The organism is Roseococcus sp. GW821-FHT12F05, from assembly GCF_058806835.1.
The window spans coordinates 721,523-744,976 of record NZ_JBXAQB010000001.1; the positions used below are offsets into that span (position 1 = coordinate 721,523).

Consider the following 23,454-nt stretch of genomic DNA (forward strand, 5'->3'; position numbering starts at 1 on the left):
CTTATGGCCGAAGCGATGGCGCGGCTAGATCAGCGCCACGCCATCCCGCGCCACCTCGCGGCCCCTCGACACGACCAGCTTCGGCGGCTTCCGCGTGACCACGGCCTCGGCCACGCTGTCCGCTTCCACCAGGACGAGATCGGCCTGCGCGCCGATCTCCAGCCCATAGCCCGCAAAGCCGCAGCCCTTGGCCGCCTCGGTGGTGACGGTGGCGAGCGCCCATTCCACCTCCTCGTCGCGCCGCAGCTCGTATTTCAGCCCGACCATCGCCGCGCGGGCGAGCATGTCCGGCGCGTTGTACGGGTTCCAGGTGTCGCGGATATTGTCGTTGCCGGCGAAGAGCGTGACGCCCAACTCGCGCGCCCGGCGCAGCGGCGGCGTGGCGCGCGAGGGCGGCGCGGAGGTGCAAACCGCCACGCCCGCCTCGGCCAGCATCGCGAGCAGCGCATCGGCCCGTGGCGCGGGCACGTCGCCCAATGCGAAGCCGTGGCTGATTGTGACGCGCCCCTGCGCGCCGATGGCTCGGGTGCGCTCGGCGATCAGCTCCATGCTGAAGGCGCCGAGCTCGTGCGGCTCGTGCAGGTGGATGTCGACGGGCTTTCCGTGGCGCTCGGCCAGCTTGAACACGATATCGAGGTGCTTCACCGGATCGCGGTCGATCACCGAGGGATCGAGGCCGCCCACCACGTCGCAGCCCAGGCGCAGCGCCTCGTCCGCCCACTCCTCGGCACCGGGCGTGCGCAGCAGGCCGGATTGCGGGAAGGCGACGAGCTGGATCTCCATCACGCCATCCAGGGATTCCCGCAGCTCCAGCAGCTTCTCCACATGGCCGAGGCGGCTTTCCTCGTCGATGTCCACATGGCTGCGCAGCCGCGTCGTGCCGGCGGCGAGATGCGCGAGGCACAGCGCCCGCCCCTCGCGCACCGCGTCCATGCCGAGGGATTTCCGGATGGCCTTCTCGTTCTCGATGCGGTGACGCAGCAGCGGGCCGACCTCGTTGCGCCACCAGGGGCGGCCCCAGAGCGTCTTGTCGAGATGGCAATGGCCTTCGACCAGTCCGGGCAGCAGGATCGGCCCCACACCCTCGCGCGTGCTGGGCACGAGCTTCGCGATGCGGCCGTCCTCGACATGCACGTCCATGGGCGCCCCGCCCATGGGGCGGATGTGCTCGAGGATCACGCCATCACCCAGTCGCGGAAGAGCGGCAGGTCGATATTGCCGCCGGAGAGGATCACCGCCGCCCGCTTGCCGCGCATCTTCTCGCGTTCCTGCATCAGCGCCGCGAAGCCGGCCGCGCCGGCGCCCTCGGCGAGGTTGTGCGTGTCGGTCCAATAGGCGCGCATGGCCTCACGCACCTCGTCATCCGTGACGGTGACGATGCGCGCCGCGCCCTGGAGGATCATCTCCAGCGCCTTCGGGTCGGGAACGCGCGTGGCCATGCCGTCGGCGAGCGTATTGGCGGCTTCCGTCTCGATCACGCGGCCGGCGGCGAAGCTTTGCGCATAGGCATCGGCCCCCGTGCTCTGAACGCCCACGATCTCGGTGGAGAGGCCCAGCAGGTCGCGCGCCATGATGCAGCCACAGATGCCCGAGCCCAGCCCGACCGGCACATAGAGCGCATCCAGCGGCGGCGCTCCGCGGAACAGCTCCAGCGCGTAGGTCGCGACGCCCTTCACCAGCGCGGGCGCGAAGGAGGGCGCGAAGTCCAGCCCGCGCTCGGCGGCGAGCTGCATGGCGTATTGCCGCGCCACGTCGAAGTCGCGGCCGCGCTCGATGAGCTCGGCGCCCAGCGCCCGCATCGAGGCGTTCTTTTCGACGCTGTTGCCCTCGGGAATGACGATGGTGACGGGAATGCCGGCGCGCGAGCCGGCATAGGCCAGCGACTGGCCGTGATTGCCGCGCGTGGCGCTGATGACGCCCTTGGATTGCAGCGTGTCGAAGAAGGTCAGCCCGCCGCGCACCTTGAAGGCGCCGGTGGGCGTGTGGTTCTCGTGCTTGACCCAGACCTCGCAGCCGGCTCGCGCGGAGAGGAGCGGCCAGGCGAATTGCGGCGTGACCGGGAAATGCCGGCGGACGAGCTGCTCGGCGGCTTCGAGGTCGGGGAGGGTGAACATGGCCCGAGCCTGCGGGATGCCGGTCCCGGCGTCCAGCTCGGGCCGCGACCGATCGAGATCCGGCCTTACGGGACAGGCTTCTGCAGGGCGTATTTCTGCGGCGGCCGCATCTTCGTGATCCGGCCGTCGCGCGCCGCCTCGCGATAGAATTTCACGACCACTTCCTTGCCGTAGGTGACCCGATCCTCGGCCTTCGTGACATCGAGCCCGGAACGGCACATGGCGACCTGGCCATGCAGCTGGCGATCCCACTTGACCGGATTGAGGAAGGGGACCGCGCTCACGAATTCCTCGCAGGCCATGAGCTCGTTGAGAACGGTGCCCAGCCGCGGATTCCCGAGCGCCACATGCTTCATGTAGACCGGCTCCACGATCACGCGCTGCTCCATCTCGACCATCGCGTTGTCCCAGGCTTCCGCGGCCTGGCCGATGATCCGCTGGCCGCTCAGCCCCTTCAGGAAGACCGGGGGCAGATGTGTCGAGTAGACGTCCTCGAAGATCCTCTTGTTGCCGGCATTGGCGAAGGCCACCAGGTCATCCAGCGTCGTGCCGGCCGCCAGGACGCGATCCCAGCCCGGCTCGTCCAGCGAGCCCTCGATGCCCTCGCGGGCGAAGCTTCCGGCCACCGCCAGGGCCTCGCCGAGGCCGCGGCGGTACAAGGTCCATTGCCCGCCGTCGCTGACGGTGATCGACCGGCCGAGGACCGTCACCTTCGCGGGCAGCGTGAAGCTCATGACGGCGGTGGCGTTGCCGATCCTGTCGAAGCGCGCGAATTGCGAGGCGACCAGCCAAGCCGTTCCCGGCCAGACGATCTCGTGGCCCTGCAGGAGCCTGACCTGGTCGAACCAGTTGTAGAAGGCGGCGCGCTGGACGATGGTCGCGTAGTGCGTCTCCGCGATCCGCCGGGCCTCCGCCGGCGAGCCGCTGGCCGCCCGACGCATCAGGTGAAGTTGCGCGCGATGCCAGACCTCGGTCCCTTCCTCCCGGTCCTTCTGGGTCCAGTCTCCGGGATTGACCGCAACTTCGACTTCCATGCAGGCCCCTGATACTTAGATCAGGGGCCTATACACGATCCGGGACAAATCGATCCAGGTCCGGTTTACTGGGCCTGCTGGATGGCGCTCAGCGTCCAGGGGCCGCCCTGAACCCGCACGAAGGTCCACAGCTCCGTCGCCATGGTCCGCACGTTCGGGTCGCCCTCGGTCACGGCGCCCGTCTTGATATCGCGCGTCACGTCCACGAGGCTGAAGCGCATCGCCACGGTCGCGTAGTCGCGCGGCCCCTCGCTCCAGGACTCCGACAGGTCGCCCTGCTCCAGCTTCACGTCGCGGGTCTCGTTCTTCCAGCCGCGCTGGCTCAGCGCATCGAAGTCGTCGCGGAAGTACTGCACCATCTCCGGCGTCGCGAGGCGCGAGAGGGCATTCACGTCCCCGCGCGACCAGGCATTGTTCACCTCGACCAGCGTCCGCTCGAAGGCCTGGAAGTCCGCCGGGCCGAGGCCGAGCTCGTCCACCGGCCGGCCGCGGCCGGCGCCGCCGCCCATCATGGCCGGCTGCGGCGGGGCGCCCTCGCGCATCATGGAGTTCGGCACACCGGCCGGCGCAGGCTGCTGCTGGCGCCGGCGCAGGAAGCCGACCACCAGCGCCACGAGGCCGGCGATGATCGCCACCTGCAGCAGGAAGCCGAGGAGGCCGGCCATGCTGCCGAGCCCGCCGAAGAAGCCCCCGCCCGCCAGAAGGCCGAAGATTCCCGCGCCCAGCAGGCCGGCCATCAGGCCGCCCATGAAGGGGTTGCGCGAGAAGAAGCCGCCCTGGCGCACCGGGCTCGGCGCGCCGACGCCCGGTGCGCCAGGCCGCGGTGCCGTCGGCTGCTGCATCGTGCGGTCGAACTGGCGCGGCGCGCTCGGCGCCGTCGTCGTGGAGGGCGGCGCGGAATAGCTGCGCGAGCCCCGGCTGCCAGAGGAAATCCCGCCGCCGGGGCGTGCATCGGCGAGGGCCGGCGCCAGCGCCAGGGCGGCGGCGGCCAGGAGGGTCAGGAAGCGGGCACTACGGCGCATGGTATCGGCATCTCCCAGAGGCAATTCTGTCTTGGATGCAATATAGTGGAAGGGTGAACGGATTGCGACACCCTGTCTCAGGCGTCACTCTCGCGGGGTTTTCCAGCGGGAGGCCCGGATGTGGTGTCGTAATGTTCTGGCTGCAATGGCGGTGGCCGCGGGCCTCTCCGGACCCGCTTTGGCCCAGGCGCCCCAGCGAATCTTCCGCATGGCGACCAGCGTGGACGCCGCGACGCTGGACCCCCACGCCACCAACGCCCTCTTCACCTACCTGGTCGTCAGCCAGGTCTACGAGCCGCTGACCTACCGGGCAGACGACCTGCGGGTCTATCCGGGCCTCGCCACCGCCTGGGAGCAGGTCGAGCCCACCCGCTGGCGCTTCCAGCTCCGCGACGGCGTGCGCTTCGCCGGCGGCGAGAGCTTCGAGGCTGATGACGTGGTGTTCAGCATCCAGCGCGCCCTCGCTCCCACCAGCAACTACGGCATCTACGTGGACACGGTGGCGAGCGTGGTGGCGGTGGATCGGCTGGTCGTGGACATCGTCACCCGCGTCCCGGATCCGGTCATCCCGGACAAGATGACGCGCATCCTCATCATGGACCGCGGCTGGAGCGAGGCGAACCGCAGCGCCGTGCCGCAGAACTTCGCCCAGCGCGAGGAGACGCCCGCCGTCCGCATGGCCAACGGCACCGGCCCCTTCATGATCCGCTCGCGCGAGGTGGACCAGCGCACGATCATGGTGCGCAACCCCGCCTGGTGGGGCACCGAGGCCGGCGCCTCGCCGCAGGGCAACGTCACCGAGTACCACCACATCACGCTCGGCAGCGACGCGACCCGCGTGGCCGCGCTGCTCTCGGGCGAGGTGGACTTCGTGCATGTGCTGCCGGTGCAGGACGTGGCGCGCATCCGCTCCAACCCGCGCCTGCGGGTGCTGGAAGGACAGGAGAACCGTACCGTATGGCTCGCCTTCCGCCAGGACGTGGATGAGCTGCCGGGCAGCGACCTCCGCGGCCGCAACCCCTTCCGCGACCTCCGGGTGCGGCAGGCCGTGGCGCACGCCATCGATGTCGAGACGCTGCGGCGCACGACCCTGCGCGGCCAGGCCGTGCCGACGGGCAGCATGTGGACGCAGTTCGTGAACGGCTGGGACCAGTCGACCGACGCGCGGCTGCCCTTCGACCGCGAGCGCGCCCGGCGCCTGCTGGCCGAGGCCGGCTATCCGCAGGGATTTTCCGTCCCGCTCGATTGCCCCGTCGGCACCTATGACGAGGCCTGCCAGGCGGTGGCGGCCATGCTGAGCCAGATCGGCATCCGGGTGCAGCTCAACCAGATGCCGAGCGCGTTGTTCAGCCAGAAGATCCGGCGGCGGGAATCGGCCTTCTACGCGCTCTCCTGGGGCGTGCCGACCTTCGATGCGAGCTACACGATCCGCGCGATCATGGCCTCGCCCTCGATCGGCGGCGCGGCCTCCTGGAACTTCGGCGGCTGGTCCAACGCGGAGTTCGACGCGCTGATTCCGCGCATCGACGCCGAGGGAGACCCGGCCGCTCGGCGGGCGCTGATCGTGCAGGCGCACCGGCTGCACAATGCCGAGCTCGGCCACCTGCCGCTCTACCACATGATGATCCCCTGGGCGCACCGGCAGGGCGTGACGGTGCGCCACCGCGCGGACAACCAGTTCCAGGTGCGCGAGATCCGGGTGGAGTAGGCGGTGCATGCGCCTTCTGGCGTGGCTCGGCCGCCAGGGGCCGCGCGCCATCGGCGCGATCGTGCTGATCGGCGTGGCGCTCCCGCCGCTCGGGCGCGTGCTGCGGCCCTACCTCGCCGAGGCGGTCTTTTTGCTCCTCGTCCTGGCCTTCCTGCGCGTGGACATGGCGCGGCTGCGCGGACACCTGCGGCGGCCAGGGCTGATCCTGGCGGCGACGGCCTGGACCGCGCTGGCCGTGCCGCTCCTCTTCCTGGGCGTGGCGAGCCTCGCCGGTATCCGCGAGACGGCGCCGGGCCTATTCCTCGGCCTCATGCTGCAGGGGCTGGCCTCGCCGATGATGGCGGCGCCGTCGCTGGCCGCGCTGATGGGGCTCGACGCCACGCTCGTGCTGATCACGCTGGTCACCGGCACCTTCGCAGTGCCCTTCGTGGCGGCGGGCTTCGCACAGCTCTTCCTGGCCGATGTCCTGGCGATCTCGCCCGTCGCGCTGGGCGCGAAGCTGGCCATCATGCTGGCGGGCTCGTTCCTGGTGGCGCTGGTCCTGCGCCGGATCCTGGGAACGGCCGCCGTCGCGCGGCACGGCGACGCGATCAACGGCATCAACACATTGATCCTGCTGATCTTCGTCTCAGCCGTGCTGGGCGACGTGACCTCCATTGCCTGGGCAGACCCCTGGGGTTTCATCGGCCTGCTGGCGCTGGGCTTCCTGGTCTTCGCGATCCTGCTGGCCGCAACGGCCTTCGTCTTCCGCAGCACCGGACGCATCCCGTCGCTGTCACTCGCCGTCATGGCCTCGCAGCGGAACATGGGGCTGATGTTCGCGGCCACCGCCGGCATGCTGCCGGCAACGGCCTGGACCTACTTCGCCCTGTGCCAGTTCCCGATCTACCTCTCGCCGCTGCTGCTGCCGCCCTTGCTCCGGCGTCTCGGCCTCGACGACGCTCAGAGCCAGTAGGGGTTCGCCCAAGCCTTCTTGCCCGCCGCATCCACCACCACGACGCGCCCGAAGCCGCCGGCGCGCAGCTTCGGCTCCAGCGGCAGGGTCACGCGCGTCTGGCCCGGCGCCACCGACTGCTTCGCGCAGGAGCCGCGGCCCAGCACCATGATGCTGGAGGCCGGCGAGCACGCGATCTCCACGCTCTCCTCGCCCCAGGCGATGCCCTCGATCGTGGGCCCCTGCGTCGCGTAGAAATGCCCGGCCTTCAGCGCCGCCAGCAGCGCGTCGGGCTCGTTCGCCTCGGCCTTCACCATCAGCCATCCGCCGAACCAGTCCGGGCTCTCGAAATGCGCGTCGTCGGTGGCGATGACGTTGATCCGGCGGCCCTGGGCGAGGAGCTGGTCGATCAGATAGGCGCCGTCGCCGCGGTCGGTGCGGACGGCGCTGGTGTGGTTGTAGATCTCCACCGCATGCGCACCTGGGATGGTCGCGGCGTCCTCCGTGGTCAGCGCGTACCAGCCGGGATGCGGAATGGCGACGAAGGCGCCGGCCTCCAGGCAGCGTTGCGCGAGCTGCGGGCCGCTCTCCGTCTCCGGCGTAGGCGCGAAGTCGAGCGGCAGGCCGACGGCGAGGATATGCCAGGTCTCGCCCAGCGCGGTCTTCGGCGCATGCACCTCCGCGCCGAGGATCGTGGTGAAGGCGTTGGTCCGGTAGCCGCGCGTGTCCACGACCGGGAAGCCGTACTTCGCCTGAAAGTGGTCGGTCAGCGCGAGGAAGTCGTAGCCCGCCTCGCGATAGGTGGCGCAGACCTCCTCGGGTCCACGCTTCCCGTCCGAGCGGGTGGAATGGGTGTGGACATTCCCCTTCCAGAAGCGCCCCGGCGCCGCGAAGGCAGGGTCGGTCCGCATCACGCCAGCGCCGGCTTGCTCTTGTTGCGCATCACCTGCACCACGAGCAACGCGACGCCCAGCGCCATGCCGATGAGATGCGGCACGGGGATCGCGTCGCCGAAGGCCGCCTCGAAGACGGCCGGGAAGACCATCAGCAGCCCGGCCAGCGCCATCCCCCAGCGCTCCGGCTGGCTCATCCGCGTGATCCCGAAGCCCTGCGTGGCGGCGGAGAGCGCGGCGAGGCCGAGCGTCGCCAGCACCGTCTGCCACACCACCGTCACCCAGGTCATGCCGGGCTTGAGGCTCAGCAGCAGGCCGACGCCGTTGGGGTCGGTCACGAAGACGAAGGGCAGCAGGAAGGCCGGCAGCGTGTACTTCCAGGCCATCAGCGTCGTCTTGTAGGGGCCGGCGCGGGTGATGGCGGCCGCCGCGAAGGGGCTCAGCGCCGTCGGCGGCGAGACCTCTGACAGCACCGCGTAGTAGAAGACGAACATGTGCGCCGCGTAGTCGGGCACGCCGAGCTTCATCAGCGCCGGCGCGGCCACGACCGCGCAGATGATGTAGCTGGCCGTCACCGGCACCGCGAGGCCGACGACCCAGACGATCAGCGCCGTGTAGATCGCCGTGATGACAAGGCTGCCGCCCGCCGCCTGGATGGCGATGTCGGAGAACTTCAGCCCGAGCCCGGTCAGCGTGATGCAGCCCACGATGATACCGGCGCTGGCGCAGGTGGCGGCGATGCTCAGCGCCTGCTCGGAGCCGGCGGCCAGGGTGCGGATCAGCTTCATCGGCCAGAGCGCATGCTCCTTCGAGAGGAAGGAGAGGGCCACCGCCAGCAGCATGGCGTAGAGCACCGACAGCGTCGCCGAGTAGCCCAGCGCCATGAAGAACACGATCGCGATCAGGCTGCTGAAATGGTACCAGCCCTTGCGGAACAGCACGCCCACCGGCTCGACGTCGATGGTGCTCTCCTCGATGCCGCCGCGCGCGTGGCGGATGCGGCGCTGGTCCAGTTCCACCATGAAGAGCAGCGAGGCGTAGAAGAGGCAGGTCGGGATGACGGCCATCAGCAGCACGTCGAGGTAGCTGATCTTCAGGTATTCGGCGATGAGGAAGGCCGCCGCGCCCATGATGGGCGGCGAGATGATCGCCCCCAGCCCGCCGGCCGCGAGCAGCCCGCCCGCGTCATGCGCGGAGTAGCCGACCCGCTTCATCATCGGCCAGGCGACGGTGCCGATGGTGACCGTCGTCGCCACGCCCGAGCCCGAGGGGCCGCCCAGCAGGAAGGCCGACAGCACCACCGTGCGGCCCGCGCTCGACGCCTTGGCGCCGGTGGCCGCGAAGGAGAAGTCGACGAAGTATTTTCCCGCGCCCGTGGACGAAAGGATCGCGCCGTAGATGGTGAAGAGGATGATGAGCGTCGCGCTCACATCCACCGCCGTGCCGTAGATGCCCTCCAGCGTGATGGCGATATGCGGCACCAGCCGCTCGGCATCGTAGCCGCGATGGGTCCAGGGCTCGGGGAAATGGTTGCCGAAATAGGCGTAGAGCAGGAAGCAGATCGCGATGACGGGCATGATCCAGCCCGTGCAGCGCCGTGTCACCTCCAGCACCAGCGCGATCAGCAGCCAGCCGACGACGATGTCCATCGGCTCGGGGAAGATGATGCGGTCCTGCAGGTCGTCGCCACCGGAGATCAGGTACCAGGTGACGTAGATGCCCGCCGCGACCAGCGCCCAGTCCCAGGGCGGGACACGGTCACGGAAGCGCTTCGCGCCCGGGAAGAGCATGAAGCCCAGCACCAGGGTGAAGCCGACATGCGCGAAGCGCAGCGTGGTCGTCGGCACGATGCTCCAGGCCGCCCAGAGGTGGAACAGCGACATGACCAGCGCGATGCCGACCGCCGCCTGGCCGAGCAGGCCGGGGAGGCGGTTCATCGCGCCCTCCTCGGCCTCGATCAGCTCGGAGACCCGCTTCGTGGTCTCGGCGTCCATCGTGCTGGGATCGATATCGGGCGGGAGCGTGCTGGACATCGGCTTGTCTCTTCCAAACGCAAGCGGCCGGGCGACAGGCCCGGCCGGCAGTCGTGATCTAGAGCACGATCCGCTGAGGCGGCTTCGCCGAAGCGGTGAATCGTCCTCTCAGCAATTCGAAGCGCAACGCGCTCAGCCCATCGTCGCGCCCTTGGCCTTCCAGAAGGTCTCGGCAGCCGGGTGCCAGGGCACGCCCGCTGCAGCGGTCTTCTGCTGCTCGAGCGTGAAGTCGCGCGCGGCGGAGTGGACGCGCGCCCAGTCCTCGCGGTTGTCCCACAGGATGTTGAGGATCTGCGTCACCAGCTGCGGCGAGGCATCCTCGCGCATGCCCAGGATGTTGGCGACCGAGAGCTGGTGGTTCGGCTTGTCCTGGCCAGGATAGGTGCCGGCCGGGATCGTCTCGGCGAAGTAGACCGGCCCATGCTCGCGCACGATGTTCGCCAGCGCGTCGGCATGGTCGATCATGACGAGCGTCGTGCCCGGCGTGGCGCCGAGGTCGGTGATCGCGCTGGTCGGCACGCCGGAGACGAAGAAGTAGGCATCGATCTTGCCGTCGCGGATGGCGTTGGTGCTCTCGGCCGGCGAGAGCCGCTCCACGCCGCGGAAGTCCTTGGCGATGTCGAGGCCCGCGGCGGCGATCAGGCGGCGCGCGAAGAGCTCGGTGGCCGAGGCCGGCGCGCCGGTCGAGATGCGCTTGCCCTTCATGTCCGCGAGCGAGTGGATGTTGCGGTCGGCCGTCGTCACCACCTGCATGCGGTTGGTGTAGAGCACGGCGATGGCGCGCGTCGGCACCACGCGGCCGCGGAAGGGGCCGGCGCCGCGGATGCTGTCCACGGCGGCGTCGACCTGGCCGAAGACCAGCTGCGCGCGGCTGGCGCCGAGGAGCTGGAAGTTCGCGGTGGAGCCGGCCGTCACCTCGGCGGTCGCGGAGACGCCCGGGATGCCGCGGGTCAGGTAGTTCGCGAGCGCGCCGCCGAGCGGGTAGTAGACGCCGCCGGTCGTGCCGGTGGCGATGGCGATCTGCTGGGAGGTCTGGGCGAAAGCCGCATGTCCGGCGAGGAGGCCGAGACCGGCACCGAGAGCGCCGCGGCGGGTGATCTGGTTCATTAAGCGTTTCTCCGGATGCGAGTTTTCTCGCATTCGGGATGACCGCAATCGACAACCCAGGTCAAGGGGCTACCGGATCATCCGGGCTCTTGTCTTGCCGATTTCCTTCCGTTCGGTAATCTTTCGGGGCGGCTTCGGGCCGCCAAACAAGGACAAGGGAGAACGCCCATGAGGGGAATGTCACGGCGGGCGCTGTTCGGCGCCTGTGTCGCCTGCGGCTCCGCGCATCTCGGATTACAGGCCACGCCCGCCCAGGCGCAGGCACCGGGAAGCTGGTCGCCGCCGCCCGCCTCGGCCCGCTGCCCCAGCCGCTGGGGCCCCAACGACCGGCGCGGCAGCATGAACCTGATGACGCCGGCCCGCATGCGCGACGCCGCCGCCATGATCCGCGAGGGCCGGAAGATCGAGATCGGCCACGTGCTTGCGCAGAGCATGCCCTTCTTCGGCACGCGCCGCTTCGACGTTCATCTCAAACAAACCTTCATGAACCCGCAGGCCAACCGCCGCGGCTCCAACGAGGAGCTGGTGGTCGGCGAGATGGCGCAGATCGGCACGCAGTTCGACTGCTTCCCGCACCAGACGATCGGCGACGAGACCTACAACTGCGTGAACGTCCCCTCGATCATGACGCGGGGCGGCTTCACCGAGATGGGCGTCGACACCGTCGGCACCATCATGACGCGCGGCGTGCTGATCGACGTCGCCGGCCTCAAGGGCGTGCAGACCCTGCCCGACACCTACGAGATCACGCCCGAGGACCTGCAGCAGGCCCTGGCCCGCCAGCGCGTGGAGCTGCGCGAGGGCGATGCGATGATCATCAACACCGGCTGGGGCCATCTCTGGGGCCGCGAGAACGCGCGCTACGTCGCGGGCTGCCCGGGCATCGGCGTGGCGGCAGCCGAGTGGCTCATCCAGCGCAACCCGCTGCTGCTGGGCGCCGACAACTGGCCGGTGGAATGCGCGCCGTCCAAGACCATGCCCGCCGCCTCGCTGCCGGTGCACCAGATCGCGCTGGTGGTGAACGGCGTGCACCTGCTGGAGAACATGAAGCTGGACGAGCTGGTCGCCGCGGGCCGCAGCGAGTTCTGCTTCGTGATGCAGCCGCTGCGCATGCAGGGCTTCACCGGCAGCACGGTGGCGCCCGCCGCGCTGTTCTGAGCAGCCATTCCGCCCCAGGGCGGCTCATGCTTAGGATGACCCCGTCCCAAGGGGTGCGCATGAGCCGCCTGAAACTTCCCCTGCCGCCCCGGCTCTTCGCCCGCGCCGCGGGCGCAGCGATCCTCGACTGGTACGGCCGGCTGATCCGCCTGCCGGAGCGGCCCCGCGCCCCGCATTTCCGCCTGAGCCGGCTCGTTCCCCATCGCCGCAACGCCACCGCCGACGAAATCCGCGCGCTCTGCCTGGCCGTGCCCTATGCCGACGACACGGTGCTCTGCCGCGTGCTGGGCCGGTTCAAGATGTTCGCGGATGCGCGGGACCGCGTGCTCTCGCCCTACCTGATCCTTGACGGCGCCTGGGAATCCTACGTCACCGAGGCCCTGGTCGCGAAGCTCCGGCCGGGCATGACGGTCTTCGATGCAGGGGCGAATCTCGGCTACTTTACCCTGCTGATGGCGCAGCTGGTGGGGCCTTCCGGCTTGGTGCACGCGGCGGAACCCAATCCGCGCCTGGCCACCCTCCTCCGGCAGTCGGTGACACTGAACGTCTTCGACGACCGCGTGACGGTCCATCAGAGCCCCCTGGGGGCGGCGTCCGGCACGGAGGTAATCCTGCAGGTTCCCGATGGGCGGCCGATGAACGGGCATGTCGTCTCCGGTTCCGGCCCAATGGCCATGCCGGTCCGCACCGTGGACGAGATCGTCGGCGACAGGCCGCTCGACGCCATCAAGATCGACGTCGAGGGCGCCGAGTGGGACGTCTGGCAGGGCATGGAGAAGGTGCTCGCACGGGGCCGGCCGATGATCGTGTTCCTCGAGTTCAACAAGCACCGGCTGGCCGATCCGGATGCCCTGCTCGACAGCATCGAGCGGCACGGCTTCACCCTGGCCTGGATTCACACGAAGCACGGCATCCTGCCCGTCGACCGCGCCACCATCCTGGCGCGCGAGACCGTCGAGGACTGGATGCTACTCCTCTCGCGTGGCTGAGGGCGGCGGCACGCTCGCCAGGATCGCCGCGCCCAGCGCCAGCATCACCAGCACCACCGTCATCCCCGCGCGCTGGCTGCTGGTCGCGTCCGTGACCAGCGCCAGCAGCGCCGGCCCCAGGAAGCCCGTCGCGCGGCCGGAGAAGGCGAAGAGGCCGAAATAGGCCGTCACCTCCGCCGGCGGCGCCAGATGCGCCATCAGGCTGCGGCTCGCCGCCTGGGAGGGGCCGAAGAACAGGCCCAGCAGCACGCCCAGGATCCAGAAGACGGTCTTGCTCTCCACCAGCAGCATCCCGCCACCCAGCGCCATCAGCGCGACGAGCGCCACGAGCACGGTGCGCTTCGCGCCCAGCCGCTCCTCCACCCAGCCGCCGGCGAAGGCGCCGATGCCGCCGCTCACGTTGAGCGCGATGCCGAAGAGCAGGATCTCCTCGAAGCCCATGTGGTAGACGCCCGCCGCGAAGACCGCGCCGAAGGCGAAGAGCACGTTCAGCCCGTCCGTGTAGAAGAGCCGCGCGAGCATGAAGCGCAGGATCGCCGGATGCCGCGGCAGGCCGCGCAGCAGCCGCAGCAGCTCGGAGAAGCCGTGCATCGCGGCCAGGCCCCAGGGCCGCCGTTCCGTCATTCCTTCCTTCACGAAGACCAGCACCGGCCAGCCGAAGAGCAGCAGCCAGCCGGCCACCACCAGCGCCGTCGCGCGCACGTGCTCGGCCCGGGCGCGGTCGAGGCCGAAGAGCGCAGGGTCGGGCTGCACCAGCAGCGCGAGGCACAGCACCAGGCAGGCCAGGCCGCCGGCATAGCCCAGCGCCCAGCCGATGCCCGAGATCCGGCCCAGGCGCTCGCGCGTGGTCACCTCCGGCAGCATAGCGTTGTAGAAGACGGTGCCGAGCTCGAAGAACAGAGTGCCCAGCGCCACGCAGAGCAGCGCCCAGAGCGCATAGGCCGGCTGCGGCTCGGCGAACCAGATGCCGGCGGTGAAGAAGGCCGTCAGCAGGGTGGCGGCCAGCAGCATGGCCCGCCGCCGCCCGCCCGCATCGGCGATGGCGCCGAGCAGCGGCGAGAGCAGCCCGATGGACAGGCCGACCAGCGCCTGCATCCAGCCCCACATCACCTGTCCCGTCACCGGGTCCGGCGCGATGCCCTTGGTGAAATAGGCCGCGATGACGAAGGTGGAGACGACCGTCGGAAAGGCGGAATTCGCCCAGTCGTAGCTGGCCCAGGCCCATTCGCGTCGCGTCATGCCGTTCCCCCTCCGGCCTGTCGACCCTGGATGGGCCCGACCCTAGACTGAGTTCCGGAGCCGCGGAAAGCGCCCCGCCGAACGAAGGAACAGGACCATTCATGGGTGGGCATCCACACCCCGTCGCCGAGACGCCGCGCCTTGTCTTCCTGCACGTCCCGCGCGTCGGCGGCACCAGCCTGCACGAGGCCTTCGAGAGCCGGTTCCCGCCGGAGCAGCGCTGCCCCGACCGCTTCTCGACCCTGGACCGGATCCCGCCGGCCCGCCTCGCGCAGTACCGCTTCTACTCGGGCCACTACCGGTTCGATCACCTGGCGCATGTCCCGCCGCCGCGGTTCCTGGTCACGGTCCTGCGCGACCCCCGGGCCCGGATCCTGTCGCTCTACCGCTTCTGGCGCCGGCACCGCGCGGAGGACGTGGAGATCCATGACCTCATAGGCCCGCGCATCGCCCGCGCCCGCGGCCTGATGGACTTCCTCCACTCCGAGGAGCCCGTCGTCGTCGAATCGATCGACAACGCCCTGGCCTGCCAGCTGGTGGGGGACGCCCGGCCGCTGGGCCACGGGCGCTTCGCCACCCGCGAGGACGGCCACCCGCTCCAGCCGGCCGGAATCGTCGCCGGGGCGTGCGACGCGCTCCTCCACTTCGACTGCGTGGGCTTCACCGAGAACCTGGGCGCCGTGCACGACCGCATCACCGAGGTCTTCGGCCTTCCGGCGACGCCGGTCCCCCACCTCAACAGCCGCGACATGGTGAACGGCATGATGGAGCTCATCGAGGACGAGCCCGTCACGCCGGAGATCAACGCGCGGCTGCTGCGGCTGACCTGGCTCGACGCGCAGGTCCTGCGGTTCGCCCGGCTCGACCCCCGCGTCCGGAGGGTCTGACGAAGGCGTCAGCCCGGCGCCACCGTCGCCAGGGCGCGCGCCGCCACCGTCACCGCGGCGAAGTCGCCCGCCGCCGCCGCCTCGCGCACCAGCCTGCGAATGGCCTCCACCGCCGGCCCGTCCTCGAACCTGCCGGCGAGACGCGCCGCGGCGAGGCGCGACTGCGTGTGGCGCAGGTCGGCCAGCAGCGCGGCCCGCGCGCGGTCCCCGTACGCACCCGGGACCGGCATGCGCCGCGCCGCCTCGGCCAGGGCGTCGATGTGGAAGGCGGCGCCGACCTCGATCCAGGCCTGCGCGGCCTCCGGCGGCGCCGCGCCGCTGTCGCGCGCGAGCTGCACGATGGAAGGCGCCGCCGCCAGCCGGCCCGCGGCTGCCACGAAGCCGCCGAGATCGCCGGGCAGGCCGGAGGCATCATCCGCCTGGTCCGCCATCTCGCCGGCGGCGAGGGTCGCGATGCCCTCGCCGAGGGTGGCGATGGCCGATTGCAGCCCGGCCCTGGCCGGCGCCATCAGCTCCACCGCCGCGGCCTCCAGCAGCCCGCGCAGCGTGGACTGCGCGGCGAGGCGGGGCTCGGCCGGAGCCTGCTCCGCCTGCTCGAAGCGAGCCTCGAGGCCGAAGAGCTCCGAGGCCAGCCAGACGGCGCCCACCACCTCGGCCGGCTCGGCCTCGGCGACGAGCCGCGCGAGGCCGGCGCAGCCCAGCCGGTTCGCGACCATGTTGGCCAGCGCGGTCGCGATCAGGTCGCGCCGCAGCCGGTGGCGGGCGACATATGCCGCAAAGCGCTCCTCGCGAAGCGCGGTGGGGAAATAGTCCAGCAGCAGCGGCGCGAAGGCGGGGTCGTCAGGCAGGGTGCTGTCGATCACCGCCTCGCCCAGCCAGAGCTTGGCGAAGGGCAGCAGGGCCGCGACCTCGGGCCGGGTCAGCCCGTCGCTGCGCGCGATGCGCGCCGAGAGCGCCGCCGCGTCAGGCAGGCCGGCCAGCGCGCGGTCGAGCAGGCCCTCCTGCTCCAGCCGCGCCATCAGCGCGCCCTGCGCGGTGAGCGCCGCGGCGCCCGCGCGGACCTCCAGCGAGACGACCACCGATTGCAGCTCGTTGTCGCGCAGGACCAGGGCGGCGACCTCGTCGGTCATGCTGACCAGCAGTTCGTCGCGCTGCTTGCGGGTCATCATTCCTTCGGCCTCGGCGTCGGCCAGCAGGATCTTGATGTTCACCTCATGGTCCGAGGTGCTGACGCCGGCGGAATTGTCCAGCGCGTCGGTGTTGATCCGGACGCTGTTGCGCGCGGCCTCGATGCGGCCCGCCTGGGTCACGCCGAGATTGGCGCCCTCGCCCACCACCTTCGCGCGGATCTCGCGACCGTCGATGCGGATGGCGTCGTTGGCGCGGTCGCCGGCCTCGGCCTGGCTTTCCGTGCTGGCCTTCACATAGGTGCCGATGCCGCCGAAATAGAGCAGGTCGGCCTCCATGCGCAGGATGGCCTGGAGGATGGCGGCGGGCTCGGCGCGATCGGCGGCGAGGCCCAGCATGGCCTTCGCCTCCGGGCTCAGCGGAATCGTCTTGAGATTCCGGGCAAACACGCCGCCGCCCTTGCTGATCAGCTTCGCGTCGTAGTCCGCCCAGGAGGAGCGAGGCAGGGCGAAGAGCCGGGCACGCTCGGCGTAGCTCGCCGCCGGGTCCGGATCGGGGTCCAGGAAGATGTGGCGGTGGTCGAAGGCCGCGCGCAGCTTCGTCTGCTTCGAGATCAGCAGCCCGTTGCCGAAGACGTCGCCGGACATGTCGCCCACGCCCGCCACCGTGAAGGGCGCGTCGTGGATGGAGCGGCCCAGCGTCTCCACGAAATGCCGCTCGATCATCACCCAGGCGCCGCGCGCGGTGATGCCCATGGCCTTATGGTCGTAGCCGGCCGAGCCGCCCGAGGCGAAGGCATCGTCCAGCCAGAAGTGGTAGTCGGCCGAGAGGGCGTTGGCGATGTCGCTGAAGGTGGCCGTGCCCTTGTCGGCGGCCGCGACGATATAGGGGTCGTCGCCGTCGCGGCGGATGATGTCGGGCGCCGTGATCACCTCGGTGCCAACAAGGTTGTCGGCGAGGTCGAGCATGCCGCGCACCAGCGTGCGGTAGGCCGCGATGCCGGTGGCCTGGAAGGCCTCGCGCTCCGTCGGGATGCTGCCCTTGAGCACGAAGCCGCCCTTCGCGCCCGTCGGCACGATGACGACGTTCTTCAGCCGCTGCGCCTTCATCAGGCCGAGGATCTCGGTCCGGAAATCCTCGCGCCGGTCGGACCAGCGGATGCCGCCACGCGCGACCGGGCCGGCGCGCAGATGGCAGCCCTCCATGGTCGCGTTGTGCACGAAGATCTCGCGCCAGGGGCGCGGCATCGGCATGTCGCCGGCGATGGCGCTGTCCAGCTTGAAGGCGATGTAGGCCTTCTTCTGGTAGTAGTTCGTCCGCAGCATCGCATCGAGCAGCCGGCGCAGGCGCTGCAGGATGCGATCGGTGTCAGGGTCGGCCACCTGGTCCAGCATCGCCGTCCAGGCCTTGTCCAGCGCCGCCTCGTTGCGGTCGGCGACGGACGGATCGAAGCGCCTGTGGAAGAGGTCCGCCAGGATGCGCGCGGCCTCCGGCGTCGCGGCCAGCGCCGCCGCCACGCTCTCCTGCGAGAACGGAAAGCCCACCTGCTTCAGCCAGCGGTACATCGACCGGATCAGCCAGCACTCGCGCCAGTCGAGCCCCGCCCGCAGCACGAGGCGGTTGAAGCCGTCCGCCTCGATGTCCCCGGCGATGAGCGTCTCCAGCGCGTCCAGCAGCCGGGGCTCGCGCTCCGGCAGGATGTCGCAGCCGGCGTCGAGCGCGAAGGCGTGCAGCGAGACCTCGGCCGCGCCGCGCGGGGTCAGCTTGTAGGGCACCTCCTCGATGGCCCGCAGGTCCAGGCTGTCGAAGAGCGGCAGCGCGTCGGCCAGCGCCAGCGCGGCGCCCGGCACGGCGAGGCGCAGCACCAGCCGGCGCGGGCCCTCGCCGGGCGGGGTGATCACCGCGGCCTCGGTGCGGCCGCTGGCCAGCGCCGTCTCGGCCAGCGCGAGATCGCCCGCGGCCTGGGCGACGCTCTCGCTCTCGCGATAGGTGGCGGGGAAGGCGTCGAGCCACTGTTCCATCGCGGCCGCGGCAGCGGTCTCGCCGCGCTCCTCGGCCAGCACCTCGCCGAGCCGCTCGCCGAAGCCGCGGGCGAGCTGCGTCACCGCGGCCTCGAGCGCGGCGCGATCCGGCGTCACGGGCCGGGCGGGGTCGGTGCCGAGGATGTAGTGGATGCGCGCGAGCGGACTGTCGCCCAGCGCGATGTAGAAGGCCGAGAGCCGCGCGCCATGCGCGCGCGCCAGCATCTCGCCGACGCGCCCGCGAAGCTGGGAGTCGAAGGCCTCGCGCGGCAGCCAGGCGATGACGGAGACGAAGCGCCCGAAGGGGTCGGGGCGGATGTAGAGCGCCGGGCGCGGCCGGATGGTGAGGTCCAGCGCCTGCCGCGCGCCGGCGAGGATTTCCGCCTCGGTCGCCTGGAAGAGCTCGTCGCGCGGCCAGGTGTCCATGATGTTGCGCAGCGCGCGCCCGTCATGGCTATCCGAGGCGACGCCGGCCTCCGCCAGGATGCGCTCCACCTTGCCCCGCAGCAGCGGGATGGAGCGGGGGTTGCGGTTGTAGGCGCCGGCCGCGAAGAGGCCGAGGAAGAGCCGCACGCCCGCCACCTTGCCGTCCGCGCCCATGATGCGCGTGGCGATCACGTCGGCATGCTGCGGCCGGTGCACCGTGCTGCGCATGTTGGCCTTGGCGACGGTGATCGGCGCCTGGTCGACCAGGGCGGCGCGGATGCGCGGGTTGAGCGCGGGCAGGTTCGCCAGCGCGTCGAAGACCGGGACCCTGGGGTCGCGCAGCAGGCCCAGATTCTCCTCGGTGACGATGCGCGCGCCCTCGCCTTCCAGCACGAAGTGGCGATGGCCGAGCAGCACGAAGTTCTCGCCGCGCATCCAGCCGAGGAACTCCCGGGATTCGCCCTCGTCGGCGATCTCGCTGCCGGCCTGGTCGAGCAGCGCGATCATGGCGTCGAAATCGCCCGTGGCGGCGCGGGTGTCGTCCAGCGCCTTGCGCAGCGCGGCCTCGACATCCGCCCAGCTTCCCGGATGCATGCCGGGCAGGAGATGGCCGGCGCTGGCACCGATGGTCACGCGCATCAGGCTCTCGTGCAGCGGACCCTCGCCGAGCTTCACGAGCGCGCCGGAATCGTCGCGGGTCATCGCCAGGATGGGATGCAGGTACTCCTTCACCACGCGGCCCTGCCGGGTCAGAGCGCCCAGCACGCTGTCCACCAGGAAGGGCATGTCGTCGGTGACGATCTCGACGACGGCATGGGCGCCGCGACCGGCCGCGGGCGGCAGCAGGCGGAGCTTCACCTCCCCCGGGGCGCGCTGGGCGGCCAGGTCGGCGAGGGAGGCGGCGGCCTCGCCCAGCGCCTCGGGCGAGCGGGCGGCCAGCTCGGCCACGGGAATGCCGGCGAAGAGGGGGGGCAGCAGGGCGGCGGCCGGAGGCGGCAGGCCCGCGGAGGCGGCGCGGAGCACCTCCTCCCGCACCGGGTCGGTGGGCAGCGGAGCTTCGGGCATGGCGTCCTCCTAGTCTTTGGGCGGCACTCTCCGCCTCACAGGGTAGTTGGTGCAAGCGTGGCGTGGGCCAAGGTCCTGCGCTACCATGGTTCCATGACGATGACGCTCGCCCAGCTCCTGGCTCCCATGAGCGTGGAGCAGTTCTTTGCCGAGTATCACGACAAGCAGCCCCTTCACCTGAAGGGCGATGCGGCCAAGTTCGCGTCCGTGCTGTCCTGGCGGCAGATCAACCGCCTGATGGACATGACCCATGCCTGGACCAGCCAGTCCATGATGGTCGTGCTGGACGGCAAGCCCATCCCGGCCGAGCAGTACTGCACCCGCGCCCCCGGCCGCGACACCAACGCCCAGCTCATGCAGCCGGTGGTCGAGCGGGTCCGCGAATGGGTCGCCAAGGGCGCCAGCCTCGTGCTGAACGACGTGGACAGCCTGACGCCAGGGCTGGCCTCGGTCTCCTCGGCGATCGAGGATGCGGGGCTCGGGAAGGCGCAGGCGAACGTCTACATCTCCTGGCAGAGCCACAAGGCCTTCCACGCCCATTACGACACGCATGACGTCTGGGCCGTGCAGGTCGAGGGCGAGAAGACCTGGAACATCTGGGAGGGCCGGGCCGAATGGCCGATCAGCCACCCCGTCTTCCGCTCGCAGACCCAGGAGCATCACGAGCAGGCCAAGGGCAAGCTGCGGGCCAAGATCCTGCTGAAGGCCGGCGACCTGCTCTATCTCCCGCGCGGCTGGTACCATGACGCCCTGGCCGAGGCGCCGGCCAGCGTGCACGTGGCCTATGGCGCGCATGCGCCCATCGGCATCGACCTCATGACCATCCTGGGCGAGCGGGTGCTGTACGACGTCGCCTTCCGCCAGCCTTTGCCGCGGCAGGATGGAACCGCCGCTGCCCGCTTCGCGTTGACGCAGCGCGCGGGCCAGCTCGGCGCGCGCCTCGCCGAGCTGTGCAAGGATCCCAAGGTGATGGAAGTGCTGGAGCGTTTCGTGGCCGACTACCGCTTCCACCGGGGCGGCAACGACCTGCTGGCTTGGCGCGGCATGGCCCCGCCCTCGGCCGGCGACGCCGAGGATCCCGGCGAGGCCGGGGCCTTCCGCGTGGTGGCCGGCGGCGCCAAGCCCGTGCGCCGCGGCGCCGACTGGGTGCTCAAGACCGCCTCCGGCGCCATCGCGCTCACCCCCGGCGAGGCCGAGGCCGCCCAATGGGTGCTGGCCCGGCCGGACGTGACCGAGGCCGAGCTGCTCAAGGCGCACCCCCAGGCCGACGCCCCGGCGCTGCTGGGCAAGCTGCGCGACGCCGCCCTTCTGGTGGCCACGTGAGGCGGCTGGCCCTGGCTCTTCCCCTGGTCCTGGCCGGGGTTCCCGCCGAGGCACAGGTGCGCGAATTCTCCTGCGTCGGCGTCGAGCGCCTGCAGGAGGACGTCGCCGTCATCACCTTCGCCCGCAATGCCGACCGCGTGGGACCCGATGCCGCCGGGGTGTTGCAGCCGCTGGCCGAGCTCGCCCGCGCCACGCCGGAGCGCAATTTCTGCGTGCTTGGCTACGCCTCTGCCGGCGAGGGCGGCGCGCAGACCGCAGCGCGCCTCGCCGCCCGCCGCGCCCGCGCCGTGGGGCTGGAACTCTCCAAGATGGGCGTGGAGCGCGACCGGATCCGCGCCGAGGCGCGCACCCGCGGCTTCGCCACCGCCAGCGCCGGGGCGGACCGCCGGCCGGGCGCGCGGATCGTGCTGCTCCCTGTTCCGTGAGGATGCCCATGCTGCGCCTGCTTCTCGCCCTGACCCTCCTGGCGGGGCCGGCCCTTGCCCAGAAGACCGGACCGGCGCCCGCGCCTCCGCCGCCGGGCGGCAAGCCCGGGCCTTCCGCTCCTGCCCCCACGCCTGGGCGGCCCAGCCAGGCGAATCGCGAGATCCTGCTGCGCAACAACTCGCAGAGCGCGCTGCGCGAGGTCTATCTCTGGGAGGGCGCCGCGGGCGCCCGCACCCAGGGCCCCGACCGGCTGGGCGCCGACATGGTGGCGGCCGGCCGCACCTACCGGCTCAACCTCGGCCGCGTGGGCTGCCAGATGCAGCTGCGCGCGGTCTTCGAGGACGGCAGCGCCGAGGCACGGCCGGTTGACGTCTGCCAGGCGCGCGAGCTGGTGCTGGACGACAGCAACACCCGGCCCGTCGACATCACCAACAACACCGATGCGGAGCTGATGCAGCTCTACCTTGCGCGGCCGGACGCCGCGGGGCCGGACCGGCTCGGCGCGGCCACGGTGCCGGGCAATGACAGCCTGCGCATCCGCCTGCGCGGCGAGACGGGCTGCGAGTTCGAGGCGCGCGCCGTCTTCCGCGGCAGCCGCGAGGCCATGCGCCAGCCGGTGAACGTCTGCACCACGCCGAGCATCGCCTTCGGCGATCCCGCGGTGCCGCTGCGCGAGGTCACGGTCGCGAACCGCAGCCGCCGCGTGATGCGCGAGCTTTATGTGGTGGCCGGCACAGGGGCCTGGGGCCCCGACCGGCTGGGCTCCACCGTGCTCGCCCCGGCGCAGAGCTTTCTGCTTCGCACGCGCAGCCAGGAATGCCGCGTGCGGATGCGCGCCGTCTTCGCCGACAACCGCGCGCTCGAGCAGCCGGAGGTGGACATCTGCAACGGGCAGACCGTCACCTTCTCCACGGCGCGGCGCGTGACGCTGGTGCAGAACCACGCGCGGCCGGTGCGCGAGGCCTATCTCTCCGACGTCACCGACAACGACTGGGGCGCCAACCTGCTGACCGAGCCGCTGCCGAACGGCCAGCGCCGCGAGGTCGGCACCGATGGCGGCTGCCGCGCCGACCTGCGCATCGTCTTCGACAACGGCAATGCCGAGGAGGCGCGCAACATCGACATCTGCGCGCGCCCGGACATCGAGCTCAAGCCCGGCTGGGTCGCGGAGTAGCGTCATGTCCGTGAAGGTGGAGCGCGACGGCGCCGTCGCGACCCTGTGGCTCGACCGCGCCGATCGCGGCAATGCGCTGGGCGCGGAGATCGTGGACGCGCTGTCCCCGGCCTTCGACGAGGCCGTGGAGACCGGGGCTCGGCTGATCGTGCTGCGTGGCTCCGGGAAGCACTTCTGCACCGGGCTCGATCTCGGCGACCTGGATGCCATCAGCGACGGCGACCTCGCGCTGCGCATCCTGCGGATCGAGCTGCTGCTGCAGAAGGTGCACGGCGCAGCGGTGACGACGATGGCCATCGGCAACGGCCGCATCTTCGGCGCCGGCGCGGACCTCTTCGCCGCCTGCGACCACCGCGTGGCGCTGGAGGAGGCGCGGTTCAGCTTCCCGGGACCGGCCTTCGGGCTGGTGCTGGGAACGGCGCGGCTGGCGGCGCTGGTCGGGGATTCCCGGGCGCGGGCGCTGCTGCTCAAGGGCGAGCCGGTGGATGCGCCGGCCGCGCTGGCGCTCGGTCTCGCCACCGCGATCGGCGTGCCGGAGGAGGCCATCGCCGCCGCCGCGCGCGATGCCGAACGGCTCGATCCGGCGACGGTCGCGATGCTGCATGCGCGCACGCGGCACGCCGATGACGACGGCGACCTCGCCGCGCTGGCCCGGTCGCTGGCGCGGCCGGGGCTGGTGCAGCGCGTGAAGGACTACCGCGCGAGGATGCTCGCCGCGCGCCAAGCGTGATGACCGAAGGCGCGAAGGCGCGAAGGCGCCGCAGGTCTGAATC

The 23,454-nt window shown here is 71.1% G+C and carries 18 protein-coding genes; 9 read left to right on the plus strand and 9 right to left on the minus strand.

The annotated features are described in order from the left end of the window. Nucleotides 1-24 precede the first annotated feature (24 nt). The 4 genes from AC1ROY_RS03660 to AC1ROY_RS03675 form a co-directional block, all read right to left on the minus strand. A complete protein-coding gene (locus AC1ROY_RS03660; RefSeq protein WP_493147197.1) occupies nt 25-1,179 on the minus strand; it encodes an amidohydrolase family protein in 1,155 nt (384 codons plus the stop codon). Continuing rightward, nucleotides 1,176-2,114 carry a threonine dehydratase gene (locus AC1ROY_RS03665; protein ID WP_493147198.1) on the minus strand — a complete coding sequence of 313 codons (939 nt, stop codon included), beginning with the start codon at nt 2,112-2,114 and terminating at the stop codon, nt 1,176-1,178. The genes AC1ROY_RS03660 and AC1ROY_RS03665 overlap by 4 nt, the downstream gene beginning before the upstream one ends. Nucleotides 2,115-2,179: 65 nt before the next feature. After that, complete coding sequence (locus AC1ROY_RS03670) at nt 2,180-3,148, minus strand: hypothetical protein (protein ID WP_493147200.1); 969 nt, start codon at nt 3,146-3,148, stop codon at nt 2,180-2,182. 65 nt (nt 3,149-3,213) lie between these two features. Next, nucleotides 3,214-4,170 carry a TIM44-like domain-containing protein gene (locus AC1ROY_RS03675; RefSeq protein ID WP_493147201.1) on the minus strand — a complete coding sequence of 319 codons (957 nt, stop codon included), beginning with the start codon at nt 4,168-4,170 and terminating at the stop codon, nt 3,214-3,216. Nucleotides 4,171-4,378: 208 nt separating this feature from the next. On the opposite strand from AC1ROY_RS03675, the gene AC1ROY_RS03680 reads away from it, so the two are divergent. Next, nucleotides 4,379-5,878: an ABC transporter substrate-binding protein gene (locus tag AC1ROY_RS03680; RefSeq protein ID WP_493147203.1), complete on the plus strand. Its 1,500-nt coding sequence runs from the start codon at nt 4,379-4,381 to the stop codon at nt 5,876-5,878. Nucleotides 5,879-5,885: 7 nt separating this feature from the next. Beyond that, the gene (locus AC1ROY_RS03685; protein WP_493147204.1) at nt 5,886-6,833 is read left to right on the plus strand and encodes a hypothetical protein; all 948 of its coding nucleotides are present in this window, start codon (nt 5,886-5,888) and stop codon (nt 6,831-6,833) included. On the opposite strand, the gene AC1ROY_RS03690 is transcribed toward AC1ROY_RS03685, so the two are convergent. From AC1ROY_RS03690 to AC1ROY_RS03700, 3 genes are all read right to left on the minus strand, one after another. Further along, entirely contained in the window at nt 6,821-7,723 is a 903-nt protein-coding gene (locus AC1ROY_RS03690; RefSeq protein ID WP_493147206.1) for a PHP domain-containing protein, read from the minus strand. The two genes, AC1ROY_RS03685 and AC1ROY_RS03690, sit on opposite strands and share 13 nt — an antisense overlap. Next, nucleotides 7,723-9,738 (minus strand): TRAP transporter permease, encoded by a 2,016-nt coding sequence (locus tag AC1ROY_RS03695; RefSeq protein WP_493147207.1) that lies wholly within the window; start codon nt 9,736-9,738, stop codon nt 7,723-7,725. Before AC1ROY_RS03695 ends, AC1ROY_RS03690 begins: the two co-directional genes overlap by 1 nt. A gap of 132 nt (nt 9,739-9,870) precedes the next feature. Next, on the minus strand, nt 9,871-10,845 hold the full coding sequence (locus AC1ROY_RS03700; RefSeq protein WP_493147209.1) for a TAXI family TRAP transporter solute-binding subunit: 975 nt from the start codon (nt 10,843-10,845) through the stop codon (nt 9,871-9,873). 168 nt (nt 10,846-11,013) lie between these two features. Here AC1ROY_RS03700 and AC1ROY_RS03705 point away from each other — a divergent pair, with 168 nt between their 5' ends. Beyond that, entirely contained in the window at nt 11,014-12,003 is a 990-nt protein-coding gene (locus tag AC1ROY_RS03705; RefSeq protein ID WP_493147211.1) for a cyclase family protein, read from the plus strand. Nucleotides 12,004-12,062: 59 nt separating this feature from the next. Further along, nucleotides 12,063-12,992 (plus strand): FkbM family methyltransferase, encoded by a 930-nt coding sequence (locus AC1ROY_RS03710; protein WP_493147212.1) that lies wholly within the window; start codon nt 12,063-12,065, stop codon nt 12,990-12,992. On the opposite strand, the gene AC1ROY_RS03715 is transcribed toward AC1ROY_RS03710, so the two are convergent. Beyond that, nucleotides 12,972-14,231, minus strand: coding sequence for an MFS transporter (locus AC1ROY_RS03715; protein ID WP_493147214.1), 1,260 nt, complete (start codon nt 14,229-14,231; stop codon nt 12,972-12,974). The genes AC1ROY_RS03710 and AC1ROY_RS03715 overlap by 21 nt on opposite strands. Nucleotides 14,232-14,332: 101 nt before the next feature. Between AC1ROY_RS03715 and AC1ROY_RS03720 the strand changes: the two genes are divergently transcribed. Beyond that, nucleotides 14,333-15,118 carry a sulfotransferase family protein gene (locus tag AC1ROY_RS03720; RefSeq protein ID WP_493147216.1) on the plus strand — a complete coding sequence of 262 codons (786 nt, stop codon included), beginning with the start codon at nt 14,333-14,335 and terminating at the stop codon, nt 15,116-15,118. An 8-nt stretch (nt 15,119-15,126) separates the two neighbouring features. On the opposite strand, the gene AC1ROY_RS03725 is transcribed toward AC1ROY_RS03720, so the two are convergent. Further along, complete coding sequence (locus AC1ROY_RS03725) at nt 15,127-19,758, minus strand: NAD-glutamate dehydrogenase (RefSeq protein ID WP_493147217.1); 4,632 nt, start codon at nt 19,756-19,758, stop codon at nt 15,127-15,129. 93 nt (nt 19,759-19,851) lie between these two features. Between AC1ROY_RS03725 and AC1ROY_RS03730 the strand changes: the two genes are divergently transcribed. Genes AC1ROY_RS03730 through AC1ROY_RS03745 form a run of 4 tightly spaced genes read left to right on the plus strand, consistent with a single transcriptional unit; the run spans nt 19,852 to nt 23,411 of the window. Then, nucleotides 19,852-21,081, plus strand: coding sequence for a cupin domain-containing protein (locus AC1ROY_RS03730; RefSeq protein ID WP_493147219.1), 1,230 nt, complete (start codon nt 19,852-19,854; stop codon nt 21,079-21,081). Further along, nucleotides 21,078-21,506: an OmpA family protein gene (locus AC1ROY_RS03735; RefSeq protein WP_493147220.1), complete on the plus strand. Its 429-nt coding sequence runs from the start codon at nt 21,078-21,080 to the stop codon at nt 21,504-21,506. The genes AC1ROY_RS03730 and AC1ROY_RS03735 overlap by 4 nt, the downstream gene beginning before the upstream one ends. An 8-nt stretch (nt 21,507-21,514) precedes the next feature. Next, nucleotides 21,515-22,681, plus strand: a complete 1,167-nt coding sequence (locus AC1ROY_RS03740) for a hypothetical protein (protein ID WP_493147221.1) — start codon at nt 21,515-21,517, stop codon at nt 22,679-22,681. A 4-nt stretch (nt 22,682-22,685) separates the two neighbouring features. Beyond that, complete coding sequence (locus AC1ROY_RS03745; RefSeq protein WP_493147222.1) at nt 22,686-23,411, plus strand: enoyl-CoA hydratase/isomerase family protein; 726 nt, start codon at nt 22,686-22,688, stop codon at nt 23,409-23,411. Nucleotides 23,412-23,454 lie beyond the last annotated feature (43 nt).